Source organism: Enterococcus sp. 2201sp1_2201st1_C11_2201SCRN_220225, from assembly GCF_040925905.1.
Classification (GTDB): Bacteria; Bacillota; Bacilli; order Lactobacillales; family Enterococcaceae; genus Enterococcus_C; species Enterococcus_C asini_A.
In genome coordinates, this window is record NZ_JBCOJC010000059.1 from 1 (window position 1) to 11442 (window position 11442).

Annotated in this window: 11 protein-coding genes; 3 read left to right on the plus strand and 8 right to left on the minus strand. The window is 40.6% G+C overall.

The window, feature by feature from the left end; translation table 11 throughout:
- The 4 genes from AB5754_RS12045 to AB5754_RS12060 form a co-directional block, all read right to left on the minus strand.
- On the minus strand, positions 1 to 285 hold a 285-nt coding region (locus AB5754_RS12045), incomplete at its 3' end, for an RNA polymerase sigma factor region1.1 domain-containing protein (RefSeq protein ID WP_368259618.1).
- 17 nt (positions 286 to 302) lie between these two features.
- Positions 303 to 2159, minus strand: a complete 1857-nt coding sequence (dnaG, locus tag AB5754_RS12050; RefSeq protein WP_368252319.1) for a DNA primase — start codon at positions 2157 to 2159, stop codon at positions 303 to 305.
- Between the two features lie 230 nt (positions 2160 to 2389).
- Positions 2390 to 3232, minus strand: coding sequence for a DUF368 domain-containing protein (locus AB5754_RS12055; protein ID WP_368252320.1), 843 nt, complete (start codon positions 3230 to 3232; stop codon positions 2390 to 2392).
- A 64-nt stretch (positions 3233 to 3296) separates the two neighbouring features.
- Positions 3297 to 3893 carry a lysozyme family protein gene (locus tag AB5754_RS12060; RefSeq protein ID WP_368252323.1) on the minus strand — a complete coding sequence of 199 codons (597 nt, stop codon included), beginning with the start codon at positions 3891 to 3893 and terminating at the stop codon, positions 3297 to 3299.
- A gap of 340 nt (positions 3894 to 4233) precedes the next feature.
- Here AB5754_RS12060 and AB5754_RS12065 point away from each other — a divergent pair, with 340 nt between their 5' ends.
- Positions 4234 to 4845: a DUF1054 domain-containing protein gene (locus tag AB5754_RS12065; RefSeq protein ID WP_368252321.1), complete on the plus strand. Its 612-nt coding sequence runs from the start codon at positions 4234 to 4236 to the stop codon at positions 4843 to 4845.
- Positions 4846 to 4896: 51 nt separating this feature from the next.
- Here the strand turns inward: AB5754_RS12065 and AB5754_RS12070 are convergent, their stop codons facing one another.
- The 4 genes from AB5754_RS12070 to AB5754_RS12085 form a co-directional block, all read right to left on the minus strand.
- Complete coding sequence (locus tag AB5754_RS12070) at positions 4897 to 6225, minus strand: CoA-disulfide reductase (RefSeq protein WP_311833413.1); 1329 nt, start codon at positions 6223 to 6225, stop codon at positions 4897 to 4899.
- Between the two features lie 94 nt (positions 6226 to 6319).
- On the minus strand, positions 6320 to 7507 hold the full coding sequence (gene tuf / locus AB5754_RS12075) for an elongation factor Tu (protein ID WP_311833412.1): 1188 nt from the start codon (positions 7505 to 7507) through the stop codon (positions 6320 to 6322).
- Between the two features lie 278 nt (positions 7508 to 7785).
- Positions 7786 to 8409 (minus strand): NUDIX domain-containing protein, encoded by a 624-nt coding sequence (locus AB5754_RS12080; RefSeq protein WP_368259619.1) that lies wholly within the window; start codon positions 8407 to 8409, stop codon positions 7786 to 7788.
- Between the two features lie 12 nt (positions 8410 to 8421).
- Positions 8422 to 9426 (minus strand): nucleoid-associated protein, encoded by a 1005-nt coding sequence (locus AB5754_RS12085; protein ID WP_368259620.1) that lies wholly within the window; start codon positions 9424 to 9426, stop codon positions 8422 to 8424.
- 138 nt (positions 9427 to 9564) lie between these two features.
- On the opposite strand from AB5754_RS12085, the gene AB5754_RS12090 reads away from it, so the two are divergent.
- Together AB5754_RS12090 and AB5754_RS12095 are read left to right on the plus strand one after the other, a co-directional pair.
- Positions 9565 to 10416, plus strand: a complete 852-nt coding sequence (locus AB5754_RS12090) for an aldo/keto reductase (protein ID WP_311833409.1) — start codon at positions 9565 to 9567, stop codon at positions 10414 to 10416.
- 200 nt (positions 10417 to 10616) lie between these two features.
- On the plus strand, positions 10617 to 11318 hold the full coding sequence (locus AB5754_RS12095) for a hypothetical protein (protein WP_368252495.1): 702 nt from the start codon (positions 10617 to 10619) through the stop codon (positions 11316 to 11318).
- The last annotated feature ends 124 nt before the right edge of the window (positions 11319 to 11442 follow it).

Sequence of the window (11442 nt, forward strand, 5' to 3'; positions counted from 1 at the left end):
ATTGATTTTCACACCGGTTGGGGCAGAAAGATCTTCTTGCTTGGCTTGTTCGGCTTTTTTCTCATTGCTCTTTAAACTGTGCACAGAGGGTTCGCCATTTTCATCCACCACGCTGATACCCGCATCTTCCACTTTTTGGATCAGTTTGTCCATGCCGTCAGCATCTAAGGAATATGGTGTTGCTAGTTTATTGGAAAGATCATCGTATACGACCTGTCCTTTCGCCTTGCTTTCAGCGATAAATGCGGTAACTGCCTTGTTGTAATCTTTTGTCTCATTAGCCATAATTCAGAAGGCCCCCCTTAAAAGATGTCGGTTTGCTTCAGTTGTTTCCGTAAATTTATTATCTCAATTGCCAACTCAAGTTCCAATTGGGTATTCTTGATACGACCTGCTTCCTGCTGCAAAATAACTTTTTCATTAATTTTATCAGCTAGTCTGGTCTTCTCGAAAACCCGGAGTAGTACTTGAATTTCCTTTTCAGTACTCTCTTGGGGTAAATTGAGGGTGACAATTGTGATGACTTTGTTTTGAATTTCAGGATCATCCAAGTAGTCTACAAAGCCGGCTACTTCAAACTCACCTTTTTGCTCATAATATTCTTTAAAGAGACGATAAATTTCTTCATAGTCTTCGTGTAAGAAATGTACTTGAGCCTGTTCTAATTGATACAACAGCCTAGGCTCATTAAACAAGCGATAAAGCAGTTGTTGTTCCGCCTTTTCCCCTTGAGTTAGCGGCCGAGTAGTGATTGGCGCAACTTTTGGTGCCTGTTCCGGTGGCGCTTCATAAGGCACTTCGTAAGCTCTATCAGGTGTCTTTTGCAAGTGACGGGCTTGTTGTTTTAAAGTAGCCAGTTGTTGTTGTAGCGTTTCTCGTTGCAAATGAAACTCTGTGGCTAGTTGCGTTAAGTAATGATCCTGTTGAATCAAAGAATCCACTTGGGTCAATTCTTTTAACATGGTTTCCACATAAAGTAATTGGTCGTTTTCATTAGCTAAATTAAACTTGCTACGATAATAATCTAGCTGAAAGCTAAACACTGTTTCCCGGCCGTGCTCTGCCAATTGTGCAAAGGCCTCACCACCATATTTTTGGACATACTCATCGGGATCTAGTCCTTCTGGTAAACGGGCAATGTCAATTTTCAGACGACTGTTTTCCTTAAGCAAGGCAATCCCCCGCTGAGTCGCTTCAATTCCTGCATTGTCTCCGTCGTAACAAATCACCACAGTAGTAGCCAAACGTTCCATGGCATTCACTTGTTGCTGGGTCAAACTGGTTCCCATACTGGCAATCCCATTTTTAACACCGGCACGCCAAGCGGCAATCACATCCATAAATCCTTCAAACAAAAACACAGTACTCTCTTTGCGAATAGTTCCTCGGGCTTTGTCAAAGTTAAACAAGACCATCCGTTTGTTAAAAAGCAGTGTTTCCGGAGAATTCAAATACTTTGGTTGATCCTCTCCAGGAAAAGCCTCCGTTTTAAAGAAACGACCGGAAAAGGCAATGGTTTTCCCTTGAGGATCTCGGATAGGAAACATGATTCGCTGATAAAAGCGATCAGCAAAACTACCATCATCTCTCGTCAAAAATAGACCACTAGCCTCATAAAGTTCAGAATCAAAGCCTTCATTTTGAAAAACTTGTTCCAAAAATTGACGCTGATTCGGCGCAAAGCCTATACCAAATTCAGCAATGGTCTCATCATCTAAGCCCCGCTCATGTAAATACGCCAGGGCAGCCTCGCCTACTGCTGTATTCATCAGCATATGATGATAAAGTTCTTGTGCTTTTTCATGTAATGCGATAAGTTGGCGGGTTTCAGAATTTTCAGCAGGACCTGAGACTTCACGGTATTCTGCTGCCAAAGGAATCTGTTCAAAATCTGCCACTTTTGCCACTGCTTCAGGAAAGCTAATGCCATCAATCTCTTGCAAAAAACTAAAGACATTGCCACCTCGACCGCAACCAAAACAATGATAAAACTGCTTATCTTCGGCTACGGAAAAAGAAGGTGTCTTTTCATTATGAAAGGGGCAAAGACCAGAATAATTTTTCCCGGCTTTTTTTAATTGCACATACTGACCGACAATGTCCACAATGTTAACTTTTTCCCGAATCTCATCAATTACTGCATCGGGAATTCGTGCCATTTGCCTCACGCCCTTTTCTAACCTGCATTTCCTGCCGTAAAAAAACGCACTAATCGAAATCAGCGCGATTGAATACAAACAAAATTATACATAGTTTATTTTAACACAATATTGGTGATTTTCAAGCATTTTGCATGGGTTGTTTCAACTATTCTTAAGCTTTCATAACAGACTTTCTTTTTTTAAAAAATTACATCGCTGGCTTGGTTTAAATAAACCTTTCTTAAGATTTATTTGTATTTTTCTTCCAAACGGCTCATCCAAGCTCCCAGTAAAATACCCGCAATACACAATGCCCCACAAGCAAGGTAGTTTCCCGCTGTAAAACCAGCGTAATCAGTGGGCACAATCATCACTGTAGAAGCAAAAACAATCCCTAAAATAAAGTGGAACAATTGAGCATAAGCCTTACTAAAAATGTAATCCATCACTTTTGATAAACTTAAAACACAGGCTAATCCGCCGATGGCAATGGGAATGATCACCCCAAAGTCCAAGGTTTTAATCCCATCAGACATGGCTTTGTACATCCCCATATAAACTAAAAAGTTTGATGGGCTAAGACCAGGGACAATCATCCCTAAGCCAATCAAAGCTCCAGCAATAATCCAAGTGAAGAAATTTTGGTCCACATGACTGAACAAGCCAGCGCCTTTCCACAAGAACAAAAAGCCTAAAACAAAGCTTGCCACCATAATCACTACATCCCGCGTACTGCGGCCTTCTTTGCCGGCTTCTTTCCACAATGCCGGCACAGTGCCAATGATACAACCAACAAAAAACCACAATACGATACTTTCATAGGTACCTAATGCAAAACTCACCACAAAAGACAGTAGAAAAACTCCCGTAACTCCACCTAATCCTACAGGTAAAAAGAACAATACATTTTCTTTAAAGTTACGGGTAATATGGGCTAAAAAGGAAATAATCCGTTGATAAATTCCAAAAATAGCGGCTAATGCGCCCCCACTAACTCCCGGTAGAATAAAACCAGAACCAATAAACATCCCTTTAACAAAACGCAAAAACCAATCTTTGCCTTTTGCTTCTTCCTTCACTTCATTTTCCATTGCTACTAGCACCTCTTATCTTTCAAATAAATCTAGTCTATCATAACCGAATTGTCCTGCCCATTCAAAACAGAAAATTTGTGGCATTGTATTTCCACTGGTTCCACTGAACATTTTTCGCATAAAAGATGTTTCCCCCATTATGATAGAGAAAGCCACCGTTATAAAAAACAGAGAACAATCCCCAATAGCGATATTGCGTTTGCTCCTCATTACCTAATTGGGGAGCCAGCACTTCCTTCGAATAGGTTTCTGCCAATTTCAAAGAGTTTTTACCACCTTTTTCGGCTACATAGTCGATGTAATCCAAACCAAAATTATAGGCTTGAATCCCCGTAGACAAATCACACCCTTGTTCTTCTGCTTTTTTTATCGCTTGTGCCAAAAAGGAAACTCCGGCATCAATGCTTTCATCTTTGGAAGTGATTTGATCTGTCTCACCATAACGGCTTTCCGAACTTTGCATCAAGTCTGTTGTTTGAGCTTTACTTTCTGTATAAATAATCGCCGAAGCTAAGTCAGCATATTGGGAAATTCCATACTTCTCTACCGCTGCAGCTACTTCACTGTCATATTGATGAACATCTTTTAAAATCTTGTAGTTACGCACTCCTAGCGCCACCATCCCAAAGAGTAGGACTAACAAGAGGAGTTTCGCCATAATCTTGAAGATTTTTTTTATCAAGGGCAGCCCCTCCAAACTTTTTTGATATCCTACATACTAACTGTTTTGAGTTTTTTTGACCAGAAATGCCTAGCTTCTTTTGTGAAATTTAAGGAAATTTGTGAACTGGCTTTTCTAAATAACCGTAAAAAAGCCAGTCTACAAGTTTCCTTGTAAATTAACCCGTTTAAACATTTGTATAAGATTATTTTTTCAGAAATTACTCTGTTTAAATATTCTCTTCTCATCCAAACACCTCCCCTCCCTTAAAAAGCACTTTATGATACACTGCTACTTGTAGCGTAAAATTATTTCTAAAAAATTTAAGGAGAAGAATATGTTTACCGAAGAAAGCTTTTCTGTTTTTCAAGTACCGGGCTTAGAATCGCGAATGAACGCCATTCGCAGTGAAATTCAGCCTGTTTTTCAAACCATTGGGAATGAACTTTTGCCATTATTTAATCAGAAATTAAACGCATCTTTTTATTTACACATTGCTCAACATCGCAGGCGTAGTGTCCATCCCCCAGAAAATACTTGGGCCGCTTTTAGTGAAGGCAAACGAGGCTATAAGATGGCCCCTCACTTTCAAATTGGTATTTGGCCAGATCATGTCTTCTTGTGGTTATCTATGATTGACCAGCCAAAGCAACAAGTTCAGTATGCCCAAACCCTATTAAATCAGCTAGAACTCTTTGACAGTTTGCCAGAAGATACGATGCTTAATACTGACCATACCAAAAATACAATTCTCCCAGCTACGGATGAAAATCTTGCCACTTCATTAGAACGCTTTGCCAAAATAAAAAAAGCGGAATTTCAAATTGGCCGTACACTTCCCGCAGCAGATAATGTATGGCAAAATCCCGATAAAGCCCTTGACTATATGAAAGAAACCTATCTCAGCTTGCTTCCTCTTTATCAAACTTTAAAAGAAAACAATGCTTAAAATAAAAAAAAGAAACTGATCTTCCAATGGAAAACCAGTTTCTTTTTTCGTTTATTTTGCTACGTTACCTGCGATATTTAAAGCATCCCAGGTGCGAGCAAATGGTGGTGCATACATTAAGTCCAGCAGTCCTAAGGTTTCGGTCGTCAGCCCACCGGTAATCGCAGCCGCTAACGTATCAATTCGTAGGCCAGCTCCATTTTCTCCGGCGATTTGACCGCCTAAAATCTTGCGTGTGTCCGCTTCATAGATCAACTTAATCCGAATATCTTTTTGACCAGGGTAATAGTCAGTTTGATTTTTATCGTTGATTACAATTGCTTTATAATTCAAGTTTAATTCTTTAGCTTCTCGTTCTGTTAAACCAGTGCGGGCCATTTCCAACTCTTGAAATTTCACACCGGCAGTTCCTAAAGAGCCAGGATAGATAGTGTCTAATCCAGCCATGCTTTCACCTGCTACCCGTCCTAATTTATTAGCGCCAGTTGCTAGAGGAATGTAGCGCTTTTCCCCAGTATTTAAGAAATCCACCGTGGCACAGTCTCCTGCAGACCACACATCAGGGACATTGGTTCGGCCTTGATTGTCCACAATTAAAGCACCGTTTTTCAAAGTGGCAAATTCTTTGCCTAAGAAACCGGTGGCAGGACGAACCCCGATGGCTACCACGACTAAATCTGTTTTGTAACGTCCTTTATCGGTGACTACCCATTGAATGGCTTGTTCCCCTTCGAAGTCTTTAACGGTTTCACTTAAATGTAAATCCACTTTAGCAGCTCGCATTTTGGCTGCCATCAACTCATTGATTTCTGAGTCAAAGCTATCTTGCAACAAGTTGTCTTCCAATTGAATTAGCTGAACCTCTTTATCTAAATGCAAAAGAGCTTCCACAATTTCCACACCAATGTAACCACCGCCTACAACCGTCACCTTTTGAATCTCTTTGTCCAACAAGCGCTCTTTTAGACGTTTGCCATCTTCCATCGTCTTCACGGTAAACAAATTATCAAAATCCACGCGACTGACTGGAGGTAAGATGACCGCAGATCCGGTAGCTACCATTAACTTGTCGTAACTATCTACAAATTCCTCTCCTGTTGCTGGTTTCACCCGCACCGTTTTAGAATTAGTATCCACCGCCACCACTTCATGATGCAACTTAACAGCGATTCCTTGTTTTTCAAAGGCAGCTTTTTCTCGGGCAATCATTTGATTGGCATCTTGAAAATAATCCCCGATATAATAGGGCAAGCCGCAAGCACCAAAACTGACCATGTCCCCTTTTTCATAAATGACCACTTCTGGGTTTTCTGCTAGTTTTTGGACTTTTACCGCAGCACTGGTTCCGGCTGCAGTGCCTCCAATAATAATTGTCTTCATAGCTTCCTCCTTCATTGTTTTTCATTGAAAGCTCTCTTTTTAAAGTATACCAAAAAACGAGCGCAACCACTGGGATTGCGCTCGTTTCAACTGATTAGGCTTCAATATCGGTAATAATACCAGAGCCCACAGTCCGACCACCTTCACGAATGGAGAAGGTTGTTCCCTTTTCAATGGCAATTGGATGAATTAATTCCACATCAATGGTGACATTATCCCCAGGCATTACCATTTCTGTTCCTTCTGGCAAGGCAATGTTCCCTGTTACATCAGTGGTATGGAAATAAAATTGTGGTCGATAGTTATTGAAGAATGGGGTATGGCGCCCGCCTTCTTCTTTGGTCAACACGTAAACTTCCCCTTTGAATTTCGTATGAGGGGTGATTGAACCTGGTTTTGCTAATACTTGCCCACGTTCAACTTGATCCCGGTTGATGCCTCGCAATAAGACTCCCACATTGTCGCCGGCTTCCCCAAAGTCCAATGTTTTACGGAACATTTCCAAACCGGTTACGACGGCTTTTTGGGTTTCTGGCTTAATTCCGATAATTTCCACTTCTTCGCCGACTTTGACGGTACCTCGTTCAATCCGACCAGAGGCAACCGTTCCACGACCTGTAATAGTGAACACATCTTCAATTGGCAATAAGAATGGTTTGTCTGTATCCCGAACTGGCGTTGGAATGTATTCGTCTACTGTGTCCATCAGTTCCATAATCACTGCTTCTTGTTCTGGATCGCCTTCTAGTGCTTTTAGAGCAGAACCTTTCAGTACAGGAATATCGTCGCCGGGGAAACCATATTCTGTTAAGAGTTCCCGGACTTCCATTTCGACTAAGTCTAAGAGTTCATCATCATCTACTAAGTCAACTTTATTCAAGAAGACAATGATGTATTTTACCCCTACTTGACGAGCAAGCAGGATATGTTCACGAGTTTGAGGCATTGGGCCATCAGTAGCCGATACGACTAAGATCGCACCATCCATTTGCGCCGCCCCGGTAATCATGTTCTTTACATAGTCCGCATGTCCCGGTGCATCGATATGAGCATAGTGACGTTTTTCGGTTTCATATTCCACGTGAGCGGTGTTAATGGTGATACCCCGTTCTCGTTCTTCTGGTGCCGCATCAATTGCCGCATAATCTTGCGCGTTGGCTAATCCTTTTTTGGCTAAAACCGTGGTAATCGCCGCAGTCAATGTAGTTTTCCCGTGGTCAACGTGTCCAATCGTCCCAATATTAACATGGGGTTTACTTCTGTCATAATGTTCTTTTGCCATTATTTTTCCCTCCAAATCTACTCGGGTTTGCCGAGTCACTGGGTCAAGTTATCTTGGCTCTTACGTAACTATTATAGGCTCCCCTTGACCGAATGTAAAAAATTTGCTCTCGCAACAACAAATATTTCTTACTAATAGTTAGTTATCTTGAGCTGACTTTATTATAGGTCAAATTTAGTCAAAGTCAATTATCTTGACTCGGAACCAATTTAGCGGATAAAAAAAAGGAAAATGTCACAAGCTAATCAAAAAAAGCCGTCCCATTCGAGACGACTTAGTTAATCAAATTGGGTAGTTTGCCACGGATTACGGTAAAAAGCGAAAAGTTCTTTCAAATCCGCTAGTCGATTGCGTTGAACGGAAATAGCTAACTGTTCAACTTCTGCTTCGGTGAAAAAGGTCACGTCACTGGTTTCAATACCGGTAGAGACTTTCTCAGAATCGGCTTGGCATAAGATAAAAAATTTATACACATATTCTAAACTTTGAGGATAATCGTGCTTGGCTTTGTCCACCACTTTTAGTAATTGCTTAGGCACCACATCGAGCCCTGCTTCTTCAACGGTTTCTTTTTGAGCGATTTCTCCCGGGGAATAACCTACATCGGCCCACCCACCAGGTAAAGCCCAAGTGTGATCACTTTTTTCCTGAACTAATAGCAATTTTCCTTGGGCATTAAAAACTACTGCTCGAATATCAACTTTAGGGGTTACATAACCCACATCGGAAGAAAAGTAACGCTGGATTTCGTTTTCTGTAAGATTTGTGCTGTAAGTGGTGACCAAGTCTTTTATAATGCCTTGCATTTCTACTAGGCGTTCTTGGTCATAGACATCTTTGTTAAAAGCCAAACTGGTATTTACTAATGTTTTTAGCTTGGAAAGACCGGCAATTAGTTCCATTATAAACTCCTTTTACAAGCGATTGATTACATCTTCCACATTTTTAATAGTCACGGAAATAGTACCATCAGGATTATTGATAAATTCAATCAAGTTCGGGTCACGGTAAACTTCTAAAGGCACGATTAATTCAATGCCATTAGACAGGCGTAGTTTTTGCTTGCCATATTTTTTCTCAGTCAATTCTTTGACTTCTTCCACTAAGGGTGCCCGATCCACGAAACCTTTTTCGACGACTTCTTCTTTAAAAGTCATTTGGGCGGTAATATTGTCTTTAAAAACTTTTTCCGCCACTATTGCTACATCTAATTCTCCAGATTCTTCTATCGAATCATAAATGGATTCTTTTACATCTGCCACTAAATCGTGCTGAGGCGCTTCGAATTTTTGGCCGATTTTAGCCGCGACTTTGGTAATAACTTTGACGTTGTCTTCTAAAGAAAGTTGCGGTTCTGATTCAATCACTTCAGTAGAAAAATACAAGCGTTTTTCACCAGAGAACGTGTATTTCTTTTCAATTAAGCCATAAAACAATGTCTCTAAGTTCACGGTTAATCCTTCATCGGCTTTTTGGGTTTTATTGGCTAAAAGAGCGCGGTTGATGATCAGCTGATTGGCTACTCCTTTTTCGCTCCCTTCGACAAAGTGAGTATAGCCTTCATGGTAATTGACTTTCACAAAAGCCAGATAAGGCGTCACATCCACTTCATACAAAACCACAAATACATCACAACTCGGGGCATCTTCACTTTGACTATAACTTTCATACCAACGAGCTGTCATAGCCTCAGAGGCCATAGTAAAAGTTTCTTGGCTATCTTTTACTAGTTTGGTGAATACTGCCTCCGCACTTAATGTCCCGGTTTTCGTTTGAGGATTGGAAAGTTTTTGAATTTTTTTAGTCAAATATTCCCGCACATATTCCTTGGTCAAATCTAAAGGCACTTGTGAGAACACCGGCGAACCGGATTCCCGATCTACAATATGCAAAATTGCTTTTTTTAACATGATATCCAAATGTTTTCGTTCCTTTCTTCGCCTATTTAGTGTACACAAAAGTCACTCATTTTGCCACGGAAAGCAAAGCAAATCATCGGTCTTTTTCCTTTAATTGAGTTACACTTAAAGAAACAAGCAAAAGGAGGAAGTCAATTTATGGATTCATTAACATCAACTTACACCTTAGCCAATGGAGTAAAAATTCCCGTAGTTGGATTTGGGACCTGGCAAACCCCTGATGGTCAGGTGGCTGTAGATTCTGTAAAAGCCGCTTTGGCAGCTGGTTATCGTCACATTGACACCGCTCAAGGCTATCAAAACGAAGAAAGTGTGGGCCAAGGTTGGCAAGAAAGTGGTGTACCCCGAGAAGAAATTTTCATCACCACCAAACTTTGGAACAAAAATCACAGTTACGATTTAACCATGACATCTTTTGAGGAATCTTTGAAAAAACTAGGTACCGATTATGTGGATCTCTTTTTGATTCATTGGCCCAATCCTATTGATTTTCGGGATCATTGGCAAGAAGCGAATGCCGAAACTTGGCGAGCAATGGAAGAGTTGTATAAAGCAGGGAAAATTAAAGCAATCGGGGTTTCCAACTTCCAACCCCATCATCTGGAAGAATTAAAGAAAACCGCTAAAATCATGCCGATGGTGAACCAAATCTTCCTAGCTCCTGGGGAAAAACAAGCAGATGTTGTCAACTACTGCTTAGACAACGATATTTTATTAGAAGCCTATAGTCCATTAGGTACAGGGAAAATCTTTGATGTATCAGAAATGAAAACCATCGCTGAAACCCATAAGAAATCTATCGCCCAAATCGCTTTGCGGTGGTCTTTACAGCATGGCTTCTTACCATTACCAAAATCTGTTACCCCAAGTCGAATCAAAGAAAATACCAAACTCTTTGACTTCGAACTTTCTGAAAAAGAAATGGCAGCAATTGACAGACTGGACGGCGTAGTTGGGAAAGCCAAAGATCCAGATACGACAACCTTCTAATTTAAAGGGATTTGCGAAACATTGATTACAGAAAATGTTTCGCAAATCTCTTCATTTTTACATAAAGCTTTTCAAAATCATTTTTTTTCATTATAATCAGAGAGGATTTACCATTGAGGGGCTAGTTTTTCTTGATGACAAATTAGTTACTGACAATTCAATGATGATTTGTCAACCCTATTAGTAGAAGGAGCAGATAAATGAAAAAGAAACAAAAACAAAAATTGCTGAATCAATTCCGCTTGTCATTTGAAAACACCCGGCAGCAATTGTTCCACACCTTGGAAAAGAAAGCCGCTGACTTGTATGATTTAGAGATCACGGTAAAACTAAATCCTAAAAATAGCCAAGAGATGTTAATTGAAAATTTGAAAGCTACAGATACTCCTGTATTGACGGTTCCCGTTGATGATAGCTTCACCACCATCATCAAACGAATTCAAAAAAATGAAGCGGGGCTTTTGGAACAATTCACTACCAATTTAACCCAAGAAATCGCCAACTACTGGTACAAACCCGCAAAACCTGCCGAAGAAATCGCATCCGTTGCTAAAACAAGTACTCAAGAGGAAGTAGTCAAAGCCAAAACTACGGCTAAAGCAGAAAAGGCAACTACAGAAACTACTGAACCAGTTGCAGAAGAAACAACCTCTGCTGTTATGACGTATGCCGCTTTTGACGCTGCGATTCAAGCGTTCCCTAAATTCTTCACCACAACAGAAGGCGATGCTGTTTTAGTTCAAGAAAAAACAGCGAAAGAAGACCGTCTGTTAGCTCAAGTCTCCACCAGTGAAGTCAATCGTTTCGTCATTGAAAAAGCTTTGGAACGAAAATACAAAGTCAAAACAGAAGTCATTCCATTGATTGAAGCTTTGGCGATGACACCATTAGCACAACGCTAAAACACAAAAACAAATAGGTCTGTGACAATAGTCGAGTCACCGTCCTGCGAACCGAACAATACCAAACGTGAGACGCAAGCAAAAGAAGGGTATCTTCCATTAAAAATCATTGGAAGATACCCTT

Bases quoted from the DNA above. Each gene is read 5' to 3' on its own strand.
- AB5754_RS12095 (WP_368252495.1), top strand. From the start codon at position 10,617: ATGAAAAAGAAACAAAAACAAAAATTGCTGAATCAATTCCGCTTGTCA.
- AB5754_RS12055 (WP_368252320.1), bottom strand. From the start codon at position 3,232: ATGGAAAATGAAGTGAAGGAAGAAGCAAAAGGCAAAGATTGGTTTTTG.
- tuf (WP_311833412.1), bottom strand. From the start codon at position 7,507: ATGGCAAAAGAACATTATGACAGAAGTAAACCCCATGTTAATATTGGG.
- AB5754_RS12090 (WP_311833409.1), top strand. From the start codon at position 9,565: ATGGATTCATTAACATCAACTTACACCTTAGCCAATGGAGTAAAAATT.
- AB5754_RS12070 (WP_311833413.1), bottom strand. From the start codon at position 6,225: ATGAAGACAATTATTATTGGAGGCACTGCAGCCGGAACCAGTGCTGCG.
- dnaG (WP_368252319.1), bottom strand. From the start codon at position 2,159: ATGGCACGAATTCCCGATGCAGTAATTGATGAGATTCGGGAAAAAGTT.
- AB5754_RS12060 (WP_368252323.1), bottom strand. From the start codon at position 3,893: ATGGCGAAACTCCTCTTGTTAGTCCTACTCTTTGGGATGGTGGCGCTA.
- AB5754_RS12065 (WP_368252321.1), top strand. From the start codon at position 4,234: ATGTTTACCGAAGAAAGCTTTTCTGTTTTTCAAGTACCGGGCTTAGAA.
- AB5754_RS12080 (WP_368259619.1), bottom strand. From the start codon at position 8,409: ATGGAACTAATTGCCGGTCTTTCCAAGCTAAAAACATTAGTAAATACC.